Source organism: Gluconobacter cerinus (assembly GCF_002723935.1).
Taxonomy (GTDB): Bacteria; Pseudomonadota; Alphaproteobacteria; order Acetobacterales; family Acetobacteraceae; genus Gluconobacter; species Gluconobacter cerinus.
The window spans coordinates 456,830-481,122 of sequence record NZ_BEWM01000003.1 but is presented as its reverse complement, the minus strand read 5'-3'; the positions used below and the strand labels follow the sequence as shown (position 1 = coordinate 481,122).

Sequence of the window (24,293 nt, the reverse complement as noted above, 5' to 3'; positions counted from 1 at the left end):
CCATGTCCGATACTTTCGATCTGATCGTTGTTGGTGGCGGTCCTGGCGGTTACGTTGCAGCACTCCGAGCCAGTCAGCTCGGCATGAGCGTTGCCATCGTGGAGAGCACGCATTTTGGTGGTGTCTGCCTCAACTGGGGCTGCATTCCCACCAAGGCGCTCCTGCGCTCCTCGGAAATTCATCATCTTCTGCATGATCTGAACACGTTCGGCTTCTCCGCCGAAAATGTCTCTTTTGATCTTCCGAAGATTGTCGCCCGGTCCCGCGGCATTGCACGCCGTATGGGCGGCGGAATTGCTCACCTGCTGAAGAAGGCCAAGGTCACGACCTTTGACGGTCGTGCAAAACTGGCTGGACGGGCAGGGGAAGCACATAAGGTTTCCATCACCAAAGACGGCGCTGAAGTCGCAGTCATCAAGTCGCCCAACGTGATCCTGGCAACGGGCGCGCGCGGTCGTCAGCTCCCAGGCCTTGAGACAGACGGAAAGTTGATCTGGGGTGCGCGTGAAGCCATGACCCCTGCAGAGCTTCCAAAGCGTCTTCTGGTCATTGGCTCTGGAGCTATCGGCATTGAATTTGCGTCTTTCTACCGCAACATGGGTAGCGAAGTCACAATTGCTGAAGTTGCGGATCGCATTCTGATTGCCGAAGATCCGGAAATCAGCGCCGCTGCCCGCAAGGCCTTCGAGAAGCAGGGGATGAAAATCATCACCGGCGCAAAGGTTGGAGCGCTGCAGAAGGGCGAAAACGAAGTCTCCACCACGATTGACAGTGCGTCTGGCACAATTGATCTGACGGTGGATCGTGTAATCTGCGCTGTCGGCATTGTCGGGAACGTTGAAGATCTTGGACTGGAAGGCACCAAAGTCCAGGTCGATCGCACTCATATCATCACGGACGGCTTCTGCCGCACGGCAGAGCCGGGCATTTATGCTATCGGTGACGTTGCAGGCGCTCCGTGGCTGGCTCACAAAGCAAGCCATGAAGGTATTCTCTGCGTCGAGAAGATTGCCGGTCGTTCGCCGCAGCCTCTTCATGCGTTGAACATTCCGGGCTGCACTTACTCTCGTCCCCAGATTGCTTCGGTAGGTCTGAGCGAAGAGAAGGCTATTGCCTCTGGTCACAAGGTTCGCGTCGGTCGCTTCCCGTTCATGGCGAATGGCAAGGCCGTAGCGATGGGTGAGACGGAAGGCATGGTTAAAACCGTGTTTGATGCGACCACCGGAGAGCTTCTTGGTGCTCACATGATCGGTGCCGAAGTCACGGAAATGATCCAGGGTTACGTTATCGCCCGGACCAGTGAACTGACGGAAGCAGAACTGATCGAGACGGTTTTCCCGCATCCGACAATCTCCGAGACGATGCATGAAGCGACTCTGGCGGCCTTCGATGGCCCGCTCCATATCTGAGCATCATGTCCCAGCGCATCACCATTGATCATCGGTCAGCGCCTTCTCCCCGTCATCCGGAGAAGGCGCATCGCCCCGATAACCCGATCCAGCGCAAACCGTCCTGGATCAGGGTCAAGGCGCCCAATCATCCCGTCTATCACGAGACGCGAGCTCTGATGCGGGAAGCGAATCTGGTTACGGTGTGCGAAGAGGCTGCTTGCCCGAATATCGGGGAGTGCTGGTCTCAGCGTCATGCCACCATGATGATCATGGGAGAGATCTGCACGCGCGCCTGCGCGTTCTGCAACGTCACAACCGGCTTGCCCAAGGCGTTGGACGAGGACGAACCTCGCAGGGTGGCAGAAGCTGTAGCAAAGCTCGGCCTCAAGCACGTTGTGATTACATCGGTGGACCGTGATGATCTCGCCGATGGCGGGGCGCGTCATTTTGCCAATGTGATCAAAGCCATCCGCACGGCTTCAGCGAGCACGACAATCGAAATCCTGACTCCTGACTTCCTGAGGAAGCCAGGCGCTCTTGAGGTTGTCGTGGAAGCCAGACCGGACGTTTTCAATCACAATATCGAGACTGTGCCACGTCTCTATCCCACTATTCGTCCGGGTGCGCGATACTATCAGTCCCTGCGTCTGCTGGACGGTGTGAAGAGGCTTGATCCATCCATTTTCACCAAGTCCGGCCTGATGCTTGGCCTTGGTGAGGAGAAGATGGAAGTATGGCAGGTCATGGATGATTTCAGGGTCGCTGACGTCGATTTTCTGACGTTGGGACAGTACCTTCAGCCGAGCGTAAAGCATGCATCGGTCGAAAAGTTTGTTACCCCGGAAGAATTTGACGGCTATGCTGCGGCTGCCCGTTCCAAAGGATTTCTCCAGGTCAGTGCAAGCCCTCTGACACGATCCTCCTATCATGCGGACAGTGACTTCGCGAAGCTGCAGGCTGCGCGAAACAGCCGTCTGAAAGAAAGTCCCTGATGCCGACACATGCCGAGCAACGGTTGATTGCCTACACGCCGGAGCAACTTTTTGATCTGGTCGCAGATGTGGAAAGATATCCGCAGTTTCTGCCATGGTGCGTCAAAGCGACTATCAAATCCAAGACGGAGCATGAACTGGTAGCTGACCTGACAATCGGGTTCGGTCCGTTCCGTGAAACCTTTACGAGCCGTGTGACCTTGGAATGCCCTTCGCGTATCCGCGTCCGCTATGAGAAAGGGCCTTTCCGGTATCTGAACAACGTCTGGACATTCACACCTGACCCTCGTGGTTGCCTGGTGGATTTCTTTGTGGACTTTGAGTTCCGGTCTCGTCTGCTTCAGAATGCGATGGGTGTTGTGTTCAATGAAGGCGTTCGTCTGATGGTCTCAGCCTTCATCAAGCGGGCTCGTGATATCTATGGCGTACAGACGCCACAAACCCGTACTCCGCAGCCGGGACTTTCCTGAGCACAGGAAAGAATTCGTAATACGTCATGAACCATTTGGCGCATGTGGCGTTTTGAGCCCCAAGCACCGAATGGTGTCATGAAAGGATTACGCAATGAAGAAATTTACCTTCGGCGCATTTGCCTTCTCGGCTTTGATTGCTGCTGCTTCCCCGGCTATGGCCGAACACCATGGACATCACCATGGCAAAAAATCGGCTTCGCACATGCAGAAGTCTGATGAAGCGTCTGCAACAGATGCTCTGAACGCCCGCTCTCTCCAGCAGGCTCAGACGCCAGTTCAGGCACAGGCTCCAGCGGCTCCACTTCCGGTTGCAACGGCACCGACGTCTGCGGTTGTTCCTACGGCGCCGGTCCCGACCGTACCGCCAGCGGCATCAACAATGCCAGCAACGGCCCCGACTGACGGTCAGTAAATCGTCAGTTGGCACAATTTGCCATAAAGGCCCTCACCAGATCGGTGGGGGCTTTTTTTGTTCAGGCCCTCAGGATCATTTCAAGAGCATGTCTCACCGTAGCATTTCTGACTGCAGCTCGATCTCCCGAAAAAAAATGTCGTTCTGAAATTGCCTTTCCGGGAAAAACAGCCAGCCCGAAGCAAACAGTTCCCACAGGTTTCTCAGCACTTCCGCCGTCTGGTCCAGCTATTCCCGTGACAGAAACCGCTACTGTCGCATCCGCAGCATGCCACAATGCGCCCTCCGCCATGGCTCGTGCCGTCTCTTCACTGACTGCGCCGTATCGAGCAAGAGTGTCTGCAGAAACGCCAGCAGCGCTGCTTTTCAGGGCGTTGGAATAGGTCACAAGGCCGCCTTCAATCACGCTGGACGACCCTGCAATATCGGTAAGGGCCGCGCAGATCATCCCGCCCGTGCAACTTTCCACAGTCACAAGGCGAAGGTTTCTTGCCGCCAGATGCGCGAGCACTTGTTCACAAAGTGATCGAAAATCAGTTTCCGACATTGGAAGCACTCACTCGATAAACCATCATGTTAGCTTCGATATTTTCGATGTACATTCGCGTTTCCCGATAAGGGAGACGCTCGATCCAATCGAGAACGCCATCTTCAGATAAAGGATCGGCAGGTGGATTTGCTTTGAGCCACAGATCCACCCGATGCGGCCCAGCATTATAAGCAGCCAAGGCATAGGGAATGACGTTATTAAAGCGCGCGAGCAACTGGGATACGTAAGCATTCCCGACGGTCAGATTGGTTTGAGGATCCAGCAGGGCCGCTGCGGAGACATTCATGCCCCCCAGATGGGCCCGTCGCACAACATCCGTCGCAGCCCCGGGTAAGATCTGAAGCAGTCCTATGGCATGAGCCCCACTGATGGCGGCAGAATCGAACCCGCTTTCCTGCCTGATGACGGCTGGAAGCAAACCATCTGGGACAGTCGATGCTTCCGGCCATGGATTAGGAAAACCCTGCGGATAAAGGGCAACGCCTTTTCGTGACAAGGCATGAGCGGCAAAGACTTCAGCGGCAGGAACATTAAGGCGTGAGCCAAGGTCTGCCACAGCTTTCTGACCTTGCGGCGTCGGATTAGCGATCAGAAGAAGCAAAAGGAAGTCTTTAGCGTGTTCCTGATCTCCTGACTGCATCAGGTCGGTGGCAGCCTCGACGAGATCCTGTCGCTGCAAGTCTCCTGATGCCACCGATGGAAGAGAGTGCAAGCTTTGCTGGAGCGCACTATCGAACTCCTGAGACGTCGCCCCCGCCAAAATAAAAGACTGCTCCCCGGAAAGAGCCGCCTGAGCAAGCTGGCCATGGAACGTCGTGGGAAAACGTGTCGCATGCTCAAATGCGTTCTGCGCGTCTCCTGAATGCCCTGCGGCCTGGCGGGCGCGCGCGGTCCAGTACCAGCCTCGAGCCTGCATCGCGAGTGAGGAAGTCTGCTGGAGCGGCTTGAAAAACTCCTCCGCTTGGTCGGGAGTATTCAAGAGCCGAAGAGCAATAAAGCCCGAGAGATTTTGCGCTTCCTGACGGTCGATTTCGGTGAGCGGCAGTGTTGTGTCCTGCGACAGGGCATAAGCGTCCTGCACACGACCTGCGAGGAGTAGGGCGCGAGCGAGACTTGCTCTTTCACTGGACCATTCATGAGAAGGAGCCGCAGCTTGCAGACGTGAACCTGCATCATTCCAGAGCGCCAAAGCGTCATCCAGGCGGTCTCCGCGCCGAAGAGCCCGCAAGCGATAGCGGATTAAAATGGGATCTGCACGCTCAGCAGGAGATAGAGCATCAAATGCGCTGTCGGCATCCGGGGAGACGGATCGTTCAGCGAGTCTCGCGCGTGCAAGAGCCTGACGCTCGGGCGGCAGGCGAGAGATTTGACGTCCAGCGGCTGAAAGCTGACCCTTGGCTTCAAGAGTCGCATAACGCTGCCACTGATCATCCGCACTGAAGACAGTGGCATATCGCGCCAGAAGAGCACCTTCTTCCTGAGCGGTTCCCGCGCCAGAGACCCAAAGCCTACGCGCTTCATTCACTGCACTGGGGAGATGATCCTGACAGTTCAGGAACGCCGAGACGAGTGTCAGGGGAAGAGCCGGGCAGAGACGGTTTAAAGCTTCAGGATCAGACGTATGCGTAAGGGCATTCTGATATCGCCACAGAATTTTGGCGCGTTGTGGCCAGACCGGGGTCTGCAGAAGAAAGGCGGCATAGTCGTCCGCAGGTCGGTCTGTGGCTAAAGGCGCGACAAGTGACAGCCACTGAGCCAATCGGTCCTGAACCGAGGGTGTAGAGGGCAAAGGAGCTGCCGCCCCAAGAAACAGGGCAGCAGCCAGCAGAAGTGGTCGATCAGTTCGGCAGCACAACATGATGCCAGATTTCTCCTCCGCCGCGGATGATAAGCTCAATCGCCACACCCAGAACGACAAACAGACCACACCATGCGATCCAGCTGTAACGGGCCAGAAGCCCGGCAATGAACGACGCGGCAACGCCCATCAGCAACACAGAGAATGCAAGGCCGCCCATGAGAATCCATGGATGATCAACAGCAGCCCCTGCGACAGCAAGGACATTGTCCAGACTCATGGAAAGATCGGCAATGACAATCTTGAGAATGGCAGGCCCAAGACGGGAAGGGGCGTCAACCTCCACGTCCGTATCACTGTGCCGGAGTTCCCGATACATTTTCCAGCAGACCCAGAGGAGCAGACAGCCGCCTGCAAGCGTCAGGCCCACAATAGCCAGTAGACGGGCTGCGACCAGTGCCAGTCCAATTCGCAGGACAGCTGCAAACGCCGTGCCGATCAGAATGGCCAGACGCCTCTGTCGCCCCTGAAGGCTACGAACCGCCATCCCGATGACAACAGCGTTGTCTCCCGCGAGCGTGATATCAATGAGGGTGACCTGCGCCAGCGCAAACAGGCCGTGAACGAAAGTATCAGGGAGCAAGGTTGTCATTCTTCCAAAAGGGGTCCGTGCAATATCCTCGTATTTGGTCTAAGCAGCCTCCGTAAAGCCCCACTCGCCTCCGGAGTTCTCATGGTTCCGCGTTATAGCCGCCCCCAGATGACCGCAATCTGGTCGCCCGCCAACCGTTACCGTATCTGGTTCGAAATTGAAGCCCTGGCCTGTGAAGCCATGGCGGAACAGGGCGCAATCCCTGCCGAATCAGCCAAAACGATCCGCGAAAAGGGGGATGCCGCAATGGCCGCATTCTCCGACGCTGACCTGGCCCGGATTGACGAGATCGAGGCGGAAACGCGCCATGACGTGATTGCGTTCCTGACATGGCTGGCAGAAAAAGTTGGCCCCGATAGCCGTTTCGTTCATCTCGGCATGACGTCTTCGGATGTGCTGGACACATGTCTGTCCGTTCAGCTGACACAGGCTTCCGACCTTCTTCTTGAAGATCTGGAGCGCGTGCTCGCTGCCCTCAAGACGCGCGCATACGAGCACAAGCTGACCGTGACGATCGGCCGCAGCCACGCCATTCACGCGGAACCTACCAGCTTCGGCCTGAAACTGGCTGGCCATTATGCGGAATTCGCGCGTAACAAAGAGCGTCTGCTTCAGGCCCGCAAAGAAATCGCTGTTTGTGCCATTTCCGGTGCGGTCGGCACTTATGCTCATATTGACCCAGCCGTTGAAGAATACGTTGCCGACAAACTGGGACTTGTTGCCGAAAGCGTCTCCACGCAGGTTATCCCACGTGACCGCCACGCAGCCTTTTTCTGCACCCTGGGCGTGATTGCCAGCGGTATTGAACGTCTGGCTGTTGAAGTTCGCCACTTGCAGCGCTCGGAAGTGCGCGAAGCGGAAGAGTTCTTCCATAAGGGACAGAAAGGCAGCTCCGCGATGCCGCACAAGCGGAATCCGGTGCTATCCGAAAATCTGACAGGCCTTGCCCGCCTGATTCGCTCCCATGTTACGCCTGCACTGGAAAACGTTGCCCTCTGGCACGAACGTGACATCAGCCACTCGGCCGTGGAGCGGAACATCTGCCCTGACGCCACGATCGGGCTTGATTTCGCTCTGATGCGTCTGGCTGGCATGATGGAAAAGCTGATGGTCTATCCGGACCAGATGATCGCCAACATGGAAAGCCTTGGTGGCGTTGTTCATTCCGGCGAAGTGCTGCTGGTTCTGGCCCGCGCTGGTATTTCCCGCGAGGACGCCTACCGGATCGTCCAGCGCAACGCCATGGAGACATGGACGAAGCTGGGCCACCCTGACTTCCGCACGTTCCGCGAGAATCTTGAGGCAGATCCGGAAGTTGCCGGCCGTGTCAGTGCGGAAGTTCTGGACCGGGCCTTCGATCCGGCGCAGCATCTCAGCCAGGTTGATCGCATCTTTAACCGCATTTTCGGTTAATCTGGACAAACGGGGGCGGGAATAGTTTTCCCGCACTCTCGCGGTTCCGGTTCCGCAATGCTATGGAACCGAAAAACCGTCGCTGGACCAGCCGTTTCCGCATCCCTGACAAACGGGACGGCGCAACGCAGTAAGGATTGCTCATGGCCCGCCGCCGCCAGCTCTATGAAGGCAAAGCCAAGGTTCTTTTCGAAGGGCCCGAGCCCGGAACGCTCGTGCAGTATTTCAAGGATGACGCCACCGCCGGAAACGGCGCCAAAAGTGGCGTGATCACAGGGAAGGGTGTTCTGAACAACCGCATCAGCGAATACCTGATGATGAAGTTGCACGACATCAACATTCCAACGCACTTCATTCGCCGTCTCAACATGCGTGAGCAGCTGATCCGCGAAGTCGAGATCATTCCGCTCGAAGTGGTGGTCCGCAATGTTGCGGCGGGCTCGATCGCCAAGCGCCTTGGCATCCCTGAAGGGACCCGTCTGCCGCGCACAATCATCGAATATTACTACAAGAACGATACTCTCGGGGACCCGATGGTCTCTGAAGAGCATATTGCCGCGTTCGACTGGGCCTCACCACAGGACCTGGACGACATGAATACGCTGGCTCTCAGGACCAATGATTTCCTGATGGGCATCTTCATGGGCGTTGGCATCACCCTCATTGATTTCAAGCTGGAATTCGGCCGTCTCTGGGAAGGCGAGGAGATGCGGATTATCGTCGCTGACGAAATCTCTCCCGATAACTGCCGCCTGTGGGACAGCAAAACCAGCGAGAAAATGGACAAGGACCGGTTCCGCAGGGACATGGGCCGGGTCGAAGAAGCTTATCAGGAAGTTGCACGGCGTCTCGGGATCCTGCCCGAAGCCAGTAATGGAGACCTCAAGGGTCCGGAGGCAGTATAATGAAAATCCGCGTTTTCGTTTCTCTGAAAGATGGTGTTCTTGACCCGCAGGGCAAAGCCGTCGGCCATGCTCTTGAGTCTCTGGGTTTCAAAGGTGTTGGTGAAGTCCGCGTTAACCGCGTGATCGAACTGGACGTTGCAGCGCAGGACAATGCTGCAGCTCTTGCGGAGGGTGAGGCCATGGCACGCGCTCTTCTGGCTAACGAAGTCATTGAAGACTTCAGCGTCGAGGTGGCGGCATGAAGCTCTTCTCCGCTGCTCTTCTGGCTGCCGGTCTCGTGACGGTAGCCGCGGCTCCTGCTCATGCACAGCGCGTTTCCAAGGTCTCCGGAAAAGCTCTGGGCAACATGTGCTCAGCCAGCAAGTCCACCGCTCTCTGTGACGCGTATCTCGCAGGCGTCATGGACAGCGAAGTCTGGTCCAAGAAATACGACAGCTACGCCGATGACGCTGGCGCGCCTGTCGCGTTTTGTGTTCCGGTCAGCGAAACGACAACGCAGGTCCGCGGCAAGCTGATTTCCTGGCTGCACGCTCATAATGATGCGTTGACGCAGTCGGGCGGCAAGGCCGTTTACCGCGCCCTGCATGACGCTTACCCCTGCCATACGGCTCCGGAGGCTCAGAAATGAAGGCAGGTATCGTCGTATTTCCTGGCACGAACCGGGAGCGCGACATGGTGCACGCCCTGAAGCTGGTTTCCGGCCAGACCCCGAAGATGATCTGGCACCGGGACACATCCCTTGGTGATCTGGATCTCGTGGTTCTGCCAGGGGGTTTCAGCTTCGGGGATTATCTGCGCAGTGGTGCCATGGCTGCTCATTCTCCGATCATGCGCGAAGTCAAAGCTTTCGCTGAGAAGGGTGGCCATGTTCTCGGTGTCTGTAACGGTTTTCAGATCCTGACGGAAACGCATCTTCTTCCAGGCGCACTGCTTCGCAACGCTGGCCTGCGCTTTCTGTCGCAGGACTGCCACCTGAAAGTTGAAAATGCCACGTCGGCATTCACGCAAGGATGGAAGAGCGGCGACATTTTCCGTGCACCGCTTGCGCATGGCGATGGCAACTACACGGCCTCACCTGAAACGCTTGAGCGTCTCGAAGGAGAGGGCCGGGTTGCATTCCGCTATTGTGCCGCTGATGGACAGGTCTCAGACGGCAATCGCCACTCCAATCCTAACGGCAGCGCGCGCTCGATCGCTGGTATCCTGAGTGAAAATGGCCGTGTGTGTGGCCTGATGCCGCACCCTGAAAACCTGACTGACCCGGAAATCGGCGCGACTGATGGCGTGCCGCTCTTCAAAGGCCTGGTGGAGGCTCTCGTCGGATGAGTGTTACAATCGACGCCAAACTGGCCCAGTCGTTCGGCCTGACACCTGCGGAATATGACAAGCTCCTGAGCATCATGGGCCGCACGCCCAGCTTTACGGAGCTTGGCATTTTCTCGGTCATGTGGTCCGAGCACTGTTCTTACAAATCCTCCCGCATCCATCTCAAGACGCTGCCAACCAAGGCTCCATGGGTCATTCATGGGCCGGGCGAAAACGCGGGTGTTGTTGATATCGGCGAAGGTCTGGCTGCCGTCTTCAAGATGGAAAGCCACAACCATCCGTCCTTCATCGAGCCTTATCAGGGCGCAGCGACAGGCGTGGGCGGTATCCTGCGTGACGTGTTCACCATGGGCGCGCGTCCGGTCGCCAACCTGAATGCCCTGCGCTTCGGTGACCCAAAGAACCCGGGAACGCGCCGTATCGTCGATGGTGTTGTTCGCGGCGTAGGTGGGTACGGCAACTGCGTCGGCGTTCCGACAGTCGGCGGGGAAGTCAACTTCCACAAGGCCTATGACGGCAACCCGCTCGTCAACGCGATGACAGTCGGTGTTGCCAAGCAGGACAAGATCTTCCTTTCTGCTGCTGCAGGCATTGGAAATCCGGTTGTTTATGTTGGCTCCAAAACCGGTCGAGACGGTATTCATGGCGCTACCATGTCCTCCGCCGAGTTCGACGATGAGGCCGCCTCCAAGCGCCCAACCGTTCAGGTGGGTGACCCGTTCATCGAGAAGCTGCTGATCGAGGCGTGCCTTGAACTGATGGCCACCGATGCGATCGTGGCCATTCAGGATATGGGTGCGGCTGGCCTGACGTCTTCTGCTGTTGAAATGGCAGGGAAGGGTGGCGTCGGTATTGAGCTTGACCTTGATTCCGTTCCTCAGCGCGAACCCGGCATGTCAGCCTACGAAATGATGCTGTCTGAAAGCCAGGAGCGTATGCTCATGGTTCTCAAGCCTGAAAGCACCGAGCAGGCCCGGGCCATCTTTGAAAAATGGGAACTGGATTTCGCGATCGTCGGGCAACTGACAGATAGTGGCCGCATCACAATCAAGCACAACGGAAAGGTCGAAGCGGATATTCCGCTAGCACCGCTGGCCGATGAAGCCCCGATCTACAATCGCCCGACTGTTCCGCTAAAAGCCCCAGGGCACATCCAGCCGCCTGCAGACCCGGTAGGGATTGAGCATGCTCTACTGACATTGATCGGCTGCCCGGATCTGGCGTCCCGCGCATGGATCTGGAACCAGTACGATGCATCGGTCGGCGGCAATACGGCGCGTCGCCCAGGTGCAGCAGATGCTGCCATTGTGCGCGTGGAAGGAACGCGTCTGGGCCTCGCCCTGACGACAGACTGCACCCCGCGTTACTGTCAGGCTGACCCGAAAACCGGAGCAGCACAGGCTGTTGCCGAAGCATGGCGCAACATTACGGCAACAGGTGCGAAGCCTTTGGCCGTGACGGACAACCTGAACTTCGGCAATCCGGAACGCCCGGAAATCATGGCTCAGTTTGCTCAAGCCATCAAAGGCATGGGTGAGGCGTGCCGTGCGCTGGATTTCCCGGTCGTGAGTGGCAATGTCTCATTGTATAACGAGACACGTTCACCATCAGGTCTGGCCCAGGCTATTCTCCCGACACCGGCGATCGGCGCTCTGGGTGTTCTCGCAGATGCTTCGCGGTCCATCGGACTCTCCATGCCTGCAGACCATGATCTGGTTCTGATCGGCGAAATCCGTGGTGAACTCGGTCAGTCCCTGTGGCTCCGTGAGATTTGCCATCGCGAAGACGGTGCCCCACCTCATGTTGATCTTGTTGCAGAGCGCCGGAACGGTGACTTTGTGCGCGGACAGATTGAAGCCGGGTTGGTCGCAGCCTGCCACGATATTGCAGATGGCGGTCTTCTTGTGACACTGGCTGAGATGGTCATGGCTGGAGATGTTGGATGCGTGTTGAATGCACCCCCATCCAACATTCCACTGCATGCCTTCTGGTTCGGTGAAGATCAGGCGTGCTATGTTGTGGCGACCAAAAGCGCTCAGGCTCTTCTTGCCGCAGCCGAAAAAGCTCATGTTCCCGCCCGCAAACTGGGTCATTCCGGCGGCAAGGAACTGAAGCTTGCGGATGGTATTGCACTAAAAGCCAGCAGACTGCGCGACATCAACGCAGCATTCTTCCCGAAATTCATGGGTGAGGACGCCTGACACATGCCGATGACAGCATCCGAAATCGAACGGACCATCCTCGCCGCTATTCCCGATGCCCAGATCACAATTCAGGATCTGGCCGGGGACGGGGATCACTACGCCTGCACCGTGGTCAGCACGGCATTCGAAGGGCTTTCTCGTGTACGCCAGCACAAACTGGTTTATGATGCGTTCGGAACCCGCATGGGTACTGAGCTGCATGCGATGGCTCTCAAAACCCTGACCCCTTGAACTCAGGGGGAATCATTCCCTTCTGAAGTGACTGCTGACAGCCAGGGAGGGCATTGCCTCTCCCTGATGCCGACAAAAGGAAAAACCAATGTCTGAGACCGTGTTCCAGCATATCCAGAACCTGATCGACGCAAACCCGGTCATGCTGTTCATGAAGGGTGACAAACTCTTCCCGCAGTGCGGCTTCTCTGCACGCGTTGTGCAGATCCTGAACCACCTCGGCGTGCCGTTCGAGACCTGCAACATTCTTGAAAGCGCTGAGCTTCGTCAGGGCATCAAGGATTTCTCACAGTGGCCGACCGTGCCGCAGCTCTACGTCAAAGGTGAGTTCGTAGGTGGCTGCGACATCGTGACGGACATGTACCAGAGCGGTGAACTTGAGACTCTGCTGACCGAAAAAGGAATCGCTACGGCGAATGTCTGATTTCGTTAATTCCGGCCGCTGAAACGGCCGGAATTCAACCTTTTTCAAGGCTTGCAGATGCCACAATTCAGCCATGATGTGTCCAAAAGTGGCAAGACCTTGATTTTTTCTAAAACTTTTCCCATAGGGGTTGTCGAACTCTCTGATTACGTCATACGGTAGTTCCATCAAAACAGGGATGGAAACACATCAATGGCGCGACAGTGGGCTAGCCGAATTGCTCTCGGCATTATGGGCGTTGGACTATGCATGGGAGCCGGAAAGGCTCATGCCCGTGCAGCCATCACTGATTACGAAGCCAGCAAGCTGACATTTGATGCGCTGACAGCTACCCCGGTTTACCACCGTCCGGTTGTTCACTTTGCTCGTCACTCCGCAAGCCACTCAATGGCATGGAGCGGACATCGCGCTGTGATCCGTAACGTGGCTTACCGCCCGCATGCAGCTGCTGCAACAACAGCTCATCGCCACGTTCGTAGCCGTCGCACCTGATATTATGTGAGGCGTAGCGCATCCATGATGCGCCGCGCCTGCCCCTCACGATTGACAGCAATAACGTCAAAACGCGTGTTCGGGCGTGACCAGTCTGGTCTGGTCGCAAGGACATACTCGAAGGCTGCCATCAGCCGCGCAGCCTGACGAGGGCGAAGGGCTTCCACGCTATCCCTGAGTGTGGAACGGCTTTTTACCTCGACAGCGATAAGCCAGTCTTCATCCGCAACCAGAAGATCGATTTCGCCATATGGCGTTCTGAGCCTTTGAGCCAGAATTTCCAGCCCTGCCTCCACCATATGGCGCCTTGCGATTTCCTCTGCGTTCAGGCCTCCGTAATAAGCCTGAACGCCTCGTGCATGGCGATTAATCAGCGGTCTTCTTTCAGAAGACGGGCAGCATCAATCGCAAAATATGTCAGAATGCCGTTACAGCCAGCACGCTTGAAAGCGATAAGGCTCTCCATAATGGTCCGATCCCGCTCAAGCCAGCCATTCTGTATAGCTCCGGCAAGCATCGCGTATTCTCCGGACACCTGATAGGCGAAGGTCGGCACAGCGAAACGGTCACGGATACGGCGGATAATATCCAGATACGGCATTCCCGGCTTGACCATGATCATGTCCGCACCTTCACGAATATCCTGCTCGACTTCACGAAGAGCTTCATCCGAATTGGCCGGGTCCATTTGATAGGTTTTCTTGTCGCCCGTCAGAAGGCCACCTGATCCCAGAGCATCACGGAATGGCCCGTAGAAGGCAGAAGCATACTTTGCGGTGTAAGCCATGATGCGGACAGTTTCGAAGCCGTTGGCATCAAGTGTTTCGCGGATCGCCTGCACACGACCATCCATCATGTCAGACGGCGCAATAATGTCGTTTCCAGCGCGGGCCTGATTGAGCGCCTGCTGACGCAGGATCTCGACAGACTCGTCATTGAGGATACGGCCGTCCTTAATAACACCGTCATGGCCATGATCCGTGTAGGGATCGAGTGCCACGTCACCAATGACGCCAAGCTCCGGAAAGGCTTCCTTGATGACGCGTGATGCGCGGCACATCAGATTGTCCGGGTTGAGGGCTTCAGTGCCGGTTGCATCACGCAGTTCGACGGGCGTGATGGGGAAGATGGCAACCGCCGGTATGCCAAGCTCAACAGCCGGACGGACATGCTCCACCAGATTGTCGAGGCTGACGCGCTCAACACCGGGCATGGAGGACACTTTCTGGCGCTGGTTTTCGCCTTCACAAACGAAAATCGGCCAGATCAGGTCATCGACGTGCAGTCGATTTTCCTGAACCAGCCGACGTGTAAAGGCATCGTGGCGATTACGCCGCGGGCGGAAGAGGGGGAATGATGCGTTCGTCATGCCCCCAATCATGCTCCTATATTTTCTATCTGGAAAGCAGGCTGTGACGTACTCCGTAACAGAAATAAATCGCCAGCCCGATCACGAGCCACACCACCAGCCTGACCCAGGTCAGCAGATCCAGAGACACCATAACCGCACCGCAGGACAGCACGCCCAGAACCGGAATAATCGGCCCACCTGGCACACGGAAAAGGCGTGGGGCCTGAGGCTCTTTTATTCTTAAGAGTGGAACGCCGACGCAGACAATGATGAACGCAAGCAGCGTTCCAATGGATGTCATGTTGCCCAACTCACCAATCGGCAGCACTGCAGTCAGAACACTTGTCAGGGCAGCAAAGCAAAGGTGGGACGTCCAGGGTGTATGCGTGCGCGTGTTCAGCTTCGCGAAGACTTTCGGCAACAGCCCGTCATGCGACATGGCCAGAAATACACGCGCCTGACCTAGAAGAAGCCCAAACAGGACAGAAACGTATCCTACTGTAATCCCCAGTTTGACGAGACTGGCGAGCCAGGGGGCACCCGCAGCATCAATCGCTGTTGCAACCGGGCTTGGATCATTCGCCATGACCTTATAGTTCACAACGCCCGTCAGAACCGCCGAGAACACTGCATAAACAACGCCACAGATCAGCAGGCTTCCGATAATGCCGACCGGAATATCCCGGGCCGGGTTTTTGCTGTCCTGCGCGGTTGTGGAGACGATATCGAATCCCAGATAGGCAAAGAATGCCATCCCCGCGGCGCGCATCACGCCAGAGAAGCCGAAATGCCCGAAGGTGCCGTCATTCGGCGGAATATACGGATGATAATTGGCCAGCTTGATATGCGGGATGCAGAACACCAGCACCAGAGCGATCACTGCCAGCTTGATCACCACGATGACATTATTCACCGCAGCGGACTGGCTGACACCACGCATCAACAAAGCAGTCACGACCCAGATAGCCAAAACAGCCGGGAAATTGAACCAGGCACTGACCACTGACCCGTCCGCTAGTGTCACGGGTGTCATGGGCGTCGCCAGAAGCCGCGGATCAATCGTAATGCCCCAGCCGGATAGCAGGGAAGACACATAGCCCGACCAGCTCGAGGCCACAGCGGCCGCTCCCACGGTATATTCCAGTACAAGATCCCAGCCAATGATCCAGGCGATCAACTCGCCCATGGACGCATAGGCATAGGAATACGCTGACCCGCCGGACGGGATCATGCCAGCCAGTTCGCCGTAACAGAGGCCGGCAAATCCACAGGCGAGGGCGGCGATAAGATAGGACAACGTAACGGCAGGGCCTGCATTCTGGCCTGCTGCAACGCCTGTCAGGGAGAACAGGCCGGCACCGATGGTCACACCGACGCCGAGTGCGATGAGGTGCCAGGGGCCAAGAACACGTTTCAGGCCTGTATTGTCAGACACAGCGGAAGACACAGGCTTGGTCCGCCAGAGCGGATTGGTCATGAAAGATCCTCGTTGGAAACACGGATTGTTTTTGCCGACGCGCGCATTCTGCGGTAGTGACGGGGCGAACTCACCCTGGAGAATGGACCACGATGTCGGAACACGCCAGCCAGTCCACGCTGAATCCTTTTTTCCACGCGCCTCTGAAAGAGGCTGATGCCGAAGTTGCCGCAATTCTGAATGACGAACTGACCCGTCAGCAGGATGGTATCGAGCTGATCGCGTCCGAGAACATGGCATCTTTTGCCGTGATGGAAGCGCAGGGCTCTGTTCTGACCAACAAGTACGCTGAAGGCCTTCCTGGCAAGCGCTACTATGGTGGCTGCGTTGACGTGGACCGCGTTGAAACTCTTGCTATCGAGCGCCTTAAGAAGCTGTTCGGCGCAGAATTTGCAAACGTGCAGCCGCATTCCGGCGCCAATGCCAATCAGGCAGCCTTCATGGCAATGGCAAAGCCGGGCGACACCATTCTGGGCCTGAGCCTCGCGGCTGGCGGACATCTGACCCACGGTGCAGCTCCGAACTATTCCGGCAAGTGGTTTAACGCCGTTCAGTATGGCGTGCGCGCGCAGGATGGCCTGATCGACTACGATCAGATGGAAGAGCTGGCGCGTGAGCATAAGCCGAAGATCATTGTCGCAGGCAGTTCCGCCTATCCGCGCGTGATCGACTTCCCGCGCTTCCGGAAGATTGCTGACGAAGTTGGCGCTTATCTGATGGTGGACATGGCGCATTTTGCCGGTCTGGTTGCCGCAGGCCTGTATCCGAGCCCGCTACCGTATGCTGACATCGTGACGTCCACGACTCACAAGACGCTACGTGGGCCGCGTGGTGGCATCATCCTGACGAACAGCGCTGAGCTCGCCAAGAAGATCAACTCTGCGGTCTTCCCAGGCCTTCAGGGTGGTCCGCTGATGCATGTCATCGCTGGCAAAGCCGTTGCCTTCGGTGAGGCCCTGAAGGATGACTTCCGTGACTACCAGAAGCGCGTTGTAGCCAATGCGAAAGCACTGGCCGACGAACTTCAGCTACGTGGCTTCGATATCGTGACAGGCGGCACAGACAGCCATCTGGTACTGGTTGATCTTCGCCCGAAGAAGGTGACGGGCAAGCTTGCGGAAGAAATTCTGGAACGCGCTGGCATCACAGCCAACAAGAACGCCATTCCGTTTGATCCGGAAAAGCCGTTCGTCACGTCTGGCATTCGTCTGGGCAGCCCGGCTGCAACGGCACGTGGTTTCGGCGAAGACGAGTTTCGCACCATTGCCCGCATGATGGACGAAGTTCTGACGGCAGCTCTGGAAGAGGGCGACGTCAATGACACGACCAACCGTGTCCATGAAGAAGTGAAGGCGCTCTGCCGTCGCTTCCCGATCTATGATCGCGCTTCTGCCTAAGAGTTAAGGTGGACTGCGGTGCGTCTGGCCAGACGCACCGCAAGCTGCCCCTGCTTGGGGCGAAGGTTGGGCACGATGAGCAGACAGTCATCGTAGGGCGTGCAGATAGCGTCATGGCCATCCCGGGCAATCACCGTTCCTGCTCTTGGAATACAGGTGTTTCCAACCCAAGGCTCAACAAAACTAAACTCTGCACTTTTTGCCGTAACATTATCCGTCACCACCGCAAGCCTCACTGGCTGCGTTTTATCCTGAGCCACCCCCTGTAGATGCACATTCAGGGCTTCAGCCAGAAAACGACGGCTGACTTTCTCCATGACATCAACGGTCTGTGGTTCCCAATGTAGCCCGGCTTCCAGCAGACAGGATCGCCCGGTACCGCCGACGGCCATAAAACGTGCATGTTCAATCAGGCGAGAACCGCCATGATGCCCAAGATCTGTCAGGACCAGCGTCGGCAATCCAGCTTCTGAGGCCAAGGCGCAGGCGAGATCACTGGACCGCCGCCTGGGCGGGACAATGAAAAGCGGATTGGATGGCCAGAGTGTCGAGTGAAGGTCCAGCAACAGATCCGCACGCTCGATGAATGGGCGAAGCTCACGTGCGCGCTCCAGTTCATTGGACTGCTCCTCACTGTTCAGACGTGATGGATGCCAAAGTCGGTTGAGATCCTCATCCTTGTAGCGCGAAGCCATCGGAGCGGAGCGATCAAAGCGATCAAACGCCTTCAGATTGGCAAGAATAAGAGTGACCCGTCCTATTGCAGGAACAGGCGCAGTACGTCGAAGTCTCTCCAGGGCATGGCCACCAGCATATTCATTCCCATGCACCATACCGGTAATCACGACATCCGGGCCATTTTGGCCGGAGTCAAAAACCATGACACCGGGAACTCCAGATGCGGGACTAATCCAGGCCGAAAGATCTGGTGGATCAAGACAAACGGTCAGTGGGAAAGGCGGACGGCCGCTTCCGGGCAGGTCTTCAGTCAGGCGCGGCTGACGAAGCCGGATCGGATGGTGCCTCTGTCCTGCCTTACAACTCATGCCGCCCCGCTTACTCTCCGTGCAAAATCCCGAATGACTGTTTCACAGCGTTCAAGCTGTTCCTTCGCAATAAACTCGTCCGGACGATGAGCCTGAGCAATATCTCCCGGACCACAGACAATACTCTCCATGGCTCCACGCTGGTAGATCCCAGCCTCGGTTCCATAAGACACTTTTCCCGTCGTGTTGCTGCCAGTGATCTGGCACGTCAGTTCTGTCAGGAGATGGTCGGCGGACAGGGCCAAGGGAGGCAGGTCCACCAACAGCAGGTAGCTGATGCCTCCACCGGGGTTATCCTCTCTCAGACTTTCATCCAGCGGAGAGAGGGCCTCACTTAACTTCTCAAACTCTACGGAGCCTTCATCGCCGGGAACATTCCGCCACTCAACATCGAATTCGGCCTGCTCAGGAATGATATTGAGGATACTGCCACCAGATGCGAGGCCAACCTGCATGGTTGTATAAGGCGGCACAAACCCGTCAACACGACGCCCCTTGATTGAAAGCCTGTCAGCTTCATCAGCACAAATGGCGATGGCTCGCCCCATGGCATGCAAGGCATTTTTTCCGCCTTGAGGCAGGGACGAATGCCCAGGCTTTCCAACCAGCCGGACGCGAACAGCGAAACGTCCTTTATGAGCGATCACCGGCGTCATCATGGTTGGCTCTCCCACCATGCAAAGGTCAGGAAGCAAGTGCGCCTGCTTTATGTCCTCAATCAGGTGTCGTGCACCATCACAGGTAATTTCTTCGTCGCAGGTAAAAAGCAGATGGATGGGCTTGGGGAGATCCATGGCCTTGAAATCGGGCACTGCGGCCAGCATGCAGGCGACGTAGCCCTTCATGTCTGCGGCGCCGCGCCCATAGAGGCGGCCGTTCTCTTCCCTGAGAACAAAAGGATCCGAGGACCAGTCCTGACCGTCAACCGGAACACAATCCACATGCCCGGCGAATGCCATTCCCCCAGCTTTTTCTGGACCGATAACGGCATGCAGGTTCCACTTCCCGTCATCTCCACCCGGATACCGGGTAAAAGAGACATCATGGGCAGCCAGATAACCTTCGATCCATTCGATAATCGAAAGATTTGAATGGCGGCTGGTCGTATCAAACGAGACCAATGCCGCAAGAATCGTCTCTACCCGGGGAGGAATGGTGCGTGGATCGGTCATGGATTGTAGTGTAAGCACGTTCCTGGCCAGTCGCCATAGAGCTTGTAACGGCTTTATGATGCTGATGCTCAAGGCAGGAAACATGTTGTAAAGAAGCAGGCGTGACGGCAGCTGATTTTAAACTGAAACAGATTTTTCTCCGTACGAAACACGCCTTGAAGGACATGCCGTGAGCCACCCTGATCTTTCTGTTGCTCACAGGGTCTGGCAAAAACTGCCCCAGGAACCGAGACGACGGTTTTTTGCATGGGCAACAGCCCTCGTCGCGCCCAGCATCAGCAAGACTTATCCATCCCGTGCTTCCGGCATTATTGTGACTGGAGAACTGAGCCGCAGTTCAGGACTGGGCGAAGGCGCCCGTCTGATGGTGAAGGCTCTGCGCAAGCTGAACATTCCCTGTGCGACCTGGGATATAGACACCCGGCGACTTGAAGGGGACGCAGTCGGGGCAGGCGCACCTCTTGTCATTCACGTCAATGCGCCAATGCTCCCCTCTGTCCTTCTCAGAATGCCGCGCTCTCTTCGGAACGGCCGGAAAGTGATCGGCTATTGGGCATGGGAATTGCCCGTCATTCCAAAGACATGGACATACGCCCGGCGACATGTTCATGAAATCTGGGTACCGTCCCGCTTTACCGCGGATGCGATCGCGCCCCTCAAAGTCCCGGTTCGTGTGGTGGAACACCCTGTTGGGCTCGCGGGTCAAAAACCCTCTCAGAAAGACCGGGCGGCATTCAACCTACCAGATGATGCCCTCATTGTTCTTGTTTCGTTTAATCTTGCGTCCAGTATGGTTCGGAAGAACCCCATCGATACCATTCGGGCCTTTCGTGAAGCGTTCGGCATCCGTTCTGACCGGATTTTACTGCTGAAGATTGGCCATACAGAGAACTACCCAGACGATATGGCCGCCATTCAGGCCGCGATCGGCGGGGCTCCTAATATTCGTCTCGATACAGCGCATTACAGCAGCGAAGACACGCTGGCGCTCATGGCTTGCGCTGATATCGTTCTTTCCCTTCACAGGAGCGAAGGGTTCGGACTGGTTGTGGCGGAAGCCATGGCGCTGGGGTGCTGCGTTGTCGCCACGGACTGGTCTGCAACGGCGGAGTTCATGGATACTTCATGCGGGCTTCCTGTCGCTTACAGTCTCTCTCCCGCCCGGGATCCACGGGGGGTTCTCGACATGCCGCAAACCAGCTGGGCCAACCCTGACGTTCAATCCGCAGCACAGGCATTACAAGAAGCCGCTGATAATCCCGCTCTTCGGGAACGCCTGGGAAATGCCGCCATGAAGCGTGTGGAGGATCGACTGAACGGACAGAGCCTTCTGCAAGCGGTACAGGCGGGAGGAGTTCAGGGGTGACAGCCAGGAAAGTTTTTGTCTGGCAGTGGGGAAAACGAGGCGCGGGGCCACGAATCGCGGTGGACCTTGCCAATGGGCTTGCTGCACTTCCCCGAACCAGTGTTCAGCTCTCGCTTTCCGACCAAGCGGAAATCCTTCATAGCCATCACGCTCCTGCGAATGTCCTGACATTCAGGACGTATCGCTCTGCGTTCGGGTTGTTCTGCAAATTCCTGCAGGCACCGGTGATTATCACACGTCTTTTCATGGCTATCCTGAGCAACAGACCCGATATTGCCATCTGTGCAATGCCAGGGCCACTTGATGTTCTCATGGCGCACGCTCTGCGGCGGGCCGGGGTACCGGTCATCACGATCATTCACGATGCCCGTGCCCACCCGGGAGACGGTTACCCGTTACAGATGTTTCTTCAACGCATTTTGATCAGGCAGTCATCCAGTCTGGTCACCTTTAGCCAGCACGTCGCCAAAACACTTTCAGGCGATGCATCGTGTCAGGGAAAAAGGATCCTCTCGCTTTCCCATCCACCATTTATCGGGACGAACGCCGCTCCGCCTTTCAGCCATCAGGGAAAACCCAAGCTACTGATGTTTGGACGTCTTCTGCCCTATAAGGGACTGGACCTGTTGGCTGCGGCACTCCCGCAGGTTGATGTTCCTATCGAATGTCGCGTTATCGGGCAGGGGCCCGATAGCCCTGAACTAGCCGAGCTTCAGAAGATCAACGGAGTTCAGGTCGAAAATCGGTGGGTTCCGGAAAATGAACTGTCACAACTGATTGGCTGGGCGGACGTATTGCTGCTTCCCTATCGGGAAGCCTCTCAAAGTGGCGTGGGCGCAATGGCCGCGGCAGGAGGGCGTTATATCGTCGCGACGAATGTGGGTGGCCTCACGGAGCAGTTCGCTGACAATTCACAGGCGGTACTGTGTGAGCCGGAGCCAGCGGCTATCGCAGAGGCAATCACCAGCCTTCTGAAAAACCCACCACCAATCCTTCCAGTTCCTGACAGTACATTGGCCTGGCAGGAACTGGGGAGAAATATTCTCGACCGCTATCTCCCTTAAGTGTCGAGTGCGTCTTCTGTTGCGATACGAATGCGATAGCCAATGTGCTTTTCAATATCGCGCAGGAACAGACGCTCATCACTGTTGATGAGAGAGAACGCAGCGCCCTTCTTGCCGGCACGGGCCGTCCGGCCAATGCGGTGAACATAGGATTCAGGCGTTTCCGGCATGTCCATGTTGATGACAAGATCAACATCGGAGATGTCCAGCCCCCGTGAGGCGATATCCGTGGTCACCAACACAGGCACGCGACCCTGTCTAAACAGGTCCAAAGCCTTGTTTCGTGCGCCCTGTGTCCGATCACCGTGCAGGGTTTCCGCCCTAATGTCATGACGGCGAAGCACCTTCGCCATCAGATCGACATTCACCTTAGTGCGGGCGAAGACCATGCTGCGGCCCGGAAACCTCTCCAGAATACGTGCGACAGTTTCAGGCTTGTCGTCTTTTTCTACAAACATCGCGCGCTGGCGGATTTTCTTTGGGGTGAAGGTTTCAGCAGCAACATCCACCCGTACCGGATCACGCGTTACACGCTTGGCCAGAGCCATGACCGGCTCCGGCAACGTAGCAGAGCAGAAGACGGTTTGCGGCGGCACATCGGGGAAATAGGGTGTCAGCGCCGTCATGCTTTCGGAAAAGTCTTCATCCAGGAGGCGATCAGCCTCATCCAGCACGAGGTAGGTCAAATACTCCAGAACCAGTTCACCCTGCATCACCAGGTCCAGCAGCCGTCCATGCGTGGCCACAATAATGTCAACGCCATCGCGGATCGTGCGCAACTGCTGATCACGTGGTGTTCCGCCACAGATCACACGCGTTTTCAAAGACAGGCGACGCCCTAACTGACGGCAGACCGCCGCAGTCTGCGCGGCCAGCTCCCGTGTGGGTTCAAGAATTAAAGCGCGCGGGCCCGGCGCAGCTTCCCCTTCATTCAGCTTCTGCAGCATGGGGAGCACGAAAGCAGCAGTTTTGCCACTTCCTGTCTGGGATGCGACAAGCACATCGCGCCCGGCCAGAAGCGGCGGTATGGCCTGGGACTGGATCGCGCTCGGGCGTTTGTGCCCAACCTGCTCCAGCGTGGCCAGAAGAGGGGGGATCAGTCCAAACTCGGCAAAACCGTCAGAATTGGAAATGGAAGGTGTTTCAGGCATCGTCATATCCGCTTCTTGCCAAATTTCTTCCGTTTCGGGAAATAGCGTCTTTTTTCGGAGTCCAACCATGAAGGCCACGATCATCGCCGAAGACTTCGCCGGGATGCGTGCGCAAGGTGCCGGTCTCGCGGAGAAAGCAGGAATGGACTGGGACTTTCAACCCGTTCTGATCCGTAAACCCTGGAATCATATTCCGGCCCGATACTGGCCGTCCCCTTTAAAGCGCATTGCCCCCATCACCATAGCGCCTGACACAAAACTGATCATCAGTATTGGTGGAACGGGAGGCATTGCAGGGGCAGCAGTTGCCAAACGGGAAGGGTTGCCCGTGGTGCAGCTTCAAAATCCCCGAACTGACCTCACAAAATTTAATCTTATTGTTGCCAACAGTCACGACGGCATTAATGGCCCGAATGTTTTGATCTCTCGCAATGCATTGCACCCCGTCACGCCCCAGAAGCTGGATTATGCCCGTGCCTTATGGGCTGATCGTCTGAAACGTGACGAGCGGCCTTTGCTTGCCATTCTGGTCGGCGGCACAAACGGGCGCTTTTCTCTTGGGGCGGCGGAAGCAGTCAAAATGGCAGAAGGACTGATCGCTTTCGTGAACCGGAATGGAATGCAGGCTGTCCTGACCCCTTCACGCCGGACGGACCCAGCCGCTCTTGCCGTGTTGAAGGAAAAGCTTGTTCCAGCCGGTATCCGCATTCTTGAAGGGCAGGGAGATAACAATCCTTATCTCGGGATGCTTGCCTGCGCAGATATGATTGCCGTGACTACAGACAGTGTTTCCATGATTTCTGAAGCTGCCGCTACGACTGCACCGGTGATGGTTCTTCCGCTTCCGGGCAAGTCAGCCCGCATTGGCAGGTTTGTGCAAACCCTTGAGGAAGCAGGGCGCGTCCGCATATTCAACCCGACCTTGACATCATGGTCTGTCCAGCCGCTTGACGACACCCCCACTGTGGCGAGAGAAATGCGCCGACGACTGAAGCTCTGAAAGGGC

General features: G+C 56.7%; 26 protein-coding genes. 17 read left to right on the top strand and 9 right to left on the bottom strand.

Going from position 1 to position 24,293, the window contains the following annotated elements:
* Nucleotides 1–2: 2 nt before the first annotated feature.
* The 4 genes from lpdA to GCE01_RS09550 all read left to right on the top strand — a co-directional run bounded on the left by lpdA (nt 3) and on the right by GCE01_RS09550 (nt 3,268).
* Entirely contained in the window at nt 3–1,409 is a 1,407-nt protein-coding gene (lpdA, locus tag GCE01_RS09565; RefSeq protein ID WP_099212638.1) for a dihydrolipoyl dehydrogenase, read from the top strand.
* A 5-nt stretch (nt 1,410–1,414) separates the two neighbouring features.
* The gene (gene lipA, locus GCE01_RS09560) at nt 1,415–2,383 is read left to right on the top strand and encodes a lipoyl synthase (RefSeq protein ID WP_086633185.1); all 969 of its coding nucleotides are present in this window, start codon (nt 1,415–1,417) and stop codon (nt 2,381–2,383) included.
* The gene (locus GCE01_RS09555) at nt 2,383–2,853 is read left to right on the top strand and encodes a type II toxin-antitoxin system RatA family toxin (RefSeq protein WP_046901650.1); all 471 of its coding nucleotides are present in this window, start codon (nt 2,383–2,385) and stop codon (nt 2,851–2,853) included. Before lipA ends, GCE01_RS09555 begins: the two co-directional genes overlap by 1 nt.
* 94 nt (nt 2,854–2,947) lie before the next feature.
* On the top strand, nt 2,948–3,268 hold the full coding sequence (locus GCE01_RS09550; RefSeq protein WP_046901649.1) for a hypothetical protein: 321 nt from the start codon (nt 2,948–2,950) through the stop codon (nt 3,266–3,268).
* Between the two features lie 61 nt (nt 3,269–3,329).
* Here the strand turns inward: GCE01_RS09550 and GCE01_RS09545 are convergent, their stop codons facing one another.
* From GCE01_RS09545 to GCE01_RS09535, 3 genes are read right to left on the bottom strand one after another with little or no spacing between them, the layout of a single operon-like run.
* Complete coding sequence (locus tag GCE01_RS09545; protein WP_099212637.1) at nt 3,330–3,815, bottom strand: CinA family protein; 486 nt, start codon at nt 3,813–3,815, stop codon at nt 3,330–3,332.
* Nucleotides 3,802–5,676, bottom strand: a complete 1,875-nt coding sequence (locus tag GCE01_RS09540; RefSeq protein WP_099212636.1) for a lytic transglycosylase domain-containing protein — start codon at nt 5,674–5,676, stop codon at nt 3,802–3,804. The genes GCE01_RS09545 and GCE01_RS09540 overlap by 14 nt, the downstream gene beginning before the upstream one ends.
* Complete coding sequence (locus GCE01_RS09535; RefSeq protein ID WP_099212635.1) at nt 5,657–6,268, bottom strand: YjbE family putative metal transport protein; 612 nt, start codon at nt 6,266–6,268, stop codon at nt 5,657–5,659. Before GCE01_RS09535 ends, GCE01_RS09540 begins: the two co-directional genes overlap by 20 nt.
* An 81-nt stretch (nt 6,269–6,349) precedes the next feature.
* On the opposite strand from GCE01_RS09535, the gene purB reads away from it, so the two are divergent.
* The 9 genes from purB (at nt 6,350) to GCE01_RS09490 (ending at nt 13,263) form a co-directional block, all read left to right on the top strand.
* Nucleotides 6,350–7,681 carry an adenylosuccinate lyase gene (gene purB, locus GCE01_RS09530; protein WP_099212634.1) on the top strand — a complete coding sequence of 444 codons (1,332 nt, stop codon included), beginning with the start codon at nt 6,350–6,352 and terminating at the stop codon, nt 7,679–7,681.
* 143 nt (nt 7,682–7,824) lie between these two features.
* Nucleotides 7,825–8,586 carry a phosphoribosylaminoimidazolesuccinocarboxamide synthase gene (gene purC / locus GCE01_RS09525; RefSeq protein ID WP_046901644.1) on the top strand — a complete coding sequence of 254 codons (762 nt, stop codon included), beginning with the start codon at nt 7,825–7,827 and terminating at the stop codon, nt 8,584–8,586.
* The gene (purS, locus tag GCE01_RS09520; RefSeq protein ID WP_046901643.1) at nt 8,586–8,828 is read left to right on the top strand and encodes a phosphoribosylformylglycinamidine synthase subunit PurS; all 243 of its coding nucleotides are present in this window, start codon (nt 8,586–8,588) and stop codon (nt 8,826–8,828) included. Before purC ends, purS begins: the two co-directional genes overlap by 1 nt.
* The gene (locus GCE01_RS09515) at nt 8,825–9,214 is read left to right on the top strand and encodes a Rap1a/Tai family immunity protein (RefSeq protein WP_064272889.1); all 390 of its coding nucleotides are present in this window, start codon (nt 8,825–8,827) and stop codon (nt 9,212–9,214) included. The genes purS and GCE01_RS09515 overlap by 4 nt, the downstream gene beginning before the upstream one ends.
* Entirely contained in the window at nt 9,211–9,912 is a 702-nt protein-coding gene (purQ, locus tag GCE01_RS09510) for a phosphoribosylformylglycinamidine synthase subunit PurQ (RefSeq protein WP_099212633.1), read from the top strand. Before GCE01_RS09515 ends, purQ begins: the two co-directional genes overlap by 4 nt.
* On the top strand, nt 9,909–12,113 hold the full coding sequence (gene purL, locus GCE01_RS09505) for a phosphoribosylformylglycinamidine synthase subunit PurL (RefSeq protein WP_099212632.1): 2,205 nt from the start codon (nt 9,909–9,911) through the stop codon (nt 12,111–12,113). Before purQ ends, purL begins: the two co-directional genes overlap by 4 nt.
* A 3-nt stretch (nt 12,114–12,116) precedes the next feature.
* Complete coding sequence (locus GCE01_RS09500; protein WP_046901639.1) at nt 12,117–12,347, top strand: BolA family protein; 231 nt, start codon at nt 12,117–12,119, stop codon at nt 12,345–12,347.
* Between the two features lie 88 nt (nt 12,348–12,435).
* Nucleotides 12,436–12,771, top strand: coding sequence for a Grx4 family monothiol glutaredoxin (gene grxD, locus GCE01_RS09495; RefSeq protein ID WP_099212631.1), 336 nt, complete (start codon nt 12,436–12,438; stop codon nt 12,769–12,771).
* A gap of 192 nt (nt 12,772–12,963) precedes the next feature.
* Nucleotides 12,964–13,263 (top strand): hypothetical protein, encoded by a 300-nt coding sequence (locus GCE01_RS09490; RefSeq protein WP_099212630.1) that lies wholly within the window; start codon nt 12,964–12,966, stop codon nt 13,261–13,263.
* Between the two features lie 2 nt (nt 13,264–13,265).
* On the opposite strand, the gene GCE01_RS09485 is transcribed toward GCE01_RS09490, so the two are convergent.
* From GCE01_RS09485 to GCE01_RS09475, 3 genes are read right to left on the bottom strand one after another with little or no spacing between them, the layout of a single operon-like run.
* Nucleotides 13,266–13,577, bottom strand: coding sequence for a YraN family protein (locus GCE01_RS09485; protein WP_264786295.1), 312 nt, complete (start codon nt 13,575–13,577; stop codon nt 13,266–13,268).
* 56 nt (nt 13,578–13,633) lie between these two features.
* A complete protein-coding gene (hemB, locus tag GCE01_RS09480) occupies nt 13,634–14,632 on the bottom strand; it encodes a porphobilinogen synthase (protein ID WP_167386146.1) in 999 nt (332 codons plus the stop codon).
* A 25-nt stretch (nt 14,633–14,657) separates the two neighbouring features.
* Nucleotides 14,658–16,091 carry an APC family permease gene (locus GCE01_RS09475; protein ID WP_099212627.1) on the bottom strand — a complete coding sequence of 478 codons (1,434 nt, stop codon included), beginning with the start codon at nt 16,089–16,091 and terminating at the stop codon, nt 14,658–14,660.
* 92 nt (nt 16,092–16,183) lie between these two features.
* Here GCE01_RS09475 and glyA point away from each other — a divergent pair, with 92 nt between their 5' ends.
* Nucleotides 16,184–17,488 (top strand): serine hydroxymethyltransferase, encoded by a 1,305-nt coding sequence (gene glyA / locus GCE01_RS09470; protein WP_099212626.1) that lies wholly within the window; start codon nt 16,184–16,186, stop codon nt 17,486–17,488.
* On the opposite strand, the gene GCE01_RS09465 is transcribed toward glyA, so the two are convergent.
* Nucleotides 17,485–18,534 carry a M14 family metallopeptidase gene (locus GCE01_RS09465; protein ID WP_099212625.1) on the bottom strand — a complete coding sequence of 350 codons (1,050 nt, stop codon included), beginning with the start codon at nt 18,532–18,534 and terminating at the stop codon, nt 17,485–17,487. The genes glyA and GCE01_RS09465 overlap by 4 nt on opposite strands.
* Complete coding sequence (gene argE, locus GCE01_RS09460) at nt 18,531–19,706, bottom strand: acetylornithine deacetylase (RefSeq protein WP_099212624.1); 1,176 nt, start codon at nt 19,704–19,706, stop codon at nt 18,531–18,533. The genes GCE01_RS09465 and argE overlap by 4 nt, the downstream gene beginning before the upstream one ends.
* 169 nt (nt 19,707–19,875) lie before the next feature.
* On the opposite strand from argE, the gene GCE01_RS09455 reads away from it, so the two are divergent.
* Both GCE01_RS09455 and GCE01_RS09450 read left to right on the top strand, forming a co-directional pair.
* Nucleotides 19,876–21,072, top strand: a complete 1,197-nt coding sequence (locus GCE01_RS09455) for a glycosyltransferase family 4 protein (RefSeq protein ID WP_099212623.1) — start codon at nt 19,876–19,878, stop codon at nt 21,070–21,072.
* The gene (locus GCE01_RS09450; RefSeq protein ID WP_099212622.1) at nt 21,069–22,136 is read left to right on the top strand and encodes a glycosyltransferase family 4 protein; all 1,068 of its coding nucleotides are present in this window, start codon (nt 21,069–21,071) and stop codon (nt 22,134–22,136) included. The genes GCE01_RS09455 and GCE01_RS09450 overlap by 4 nt, the downstream gene beginning before the upstream one ends.
* On the opposite strand, the gene GCE01_RS09445 is transcribed toward GCE01_RS09450, so the two are convergent.
* Nucleotides 22,133–23,371, bottom strand: a complete 1,239-nt coding sequence (locus GCE01_RS09445) for a DEAD/DEAH box helicase (protein WP_064272880.1) — start codon at nt 23,369–23,371, stop codon at nt 22,133–22,135. The two genes, GCE01_RS09450 and GCE01_RS09445, sit on opposite strands and share 4 nt — an antisense overlap.
* On the opposite strand from GCE01_RS09445, the gene GCE01_RS09440 reads away from it, so the two are divergent.
* Nucleotides 23,355–24,287 carry a mitochondrial fission ELM1 family protein gene (locus tag GCE01_RS09440; RefSeq protein WP_099212621.1) on the top strand — a complete coding sequence of 311 codons (933 nt, stop codon included), beginning with the start codon at nt 23,355–23,357 and terminating at the stop codon, nt 24,285–24,287. The two genes, GCE01_RS09445 and GCE01_RS09440, sit on opposite strands and share 17 nt — an antisense overlap.
* Nucleotides 24,288–24,293 lie beyond the last annotated feature (6 nt).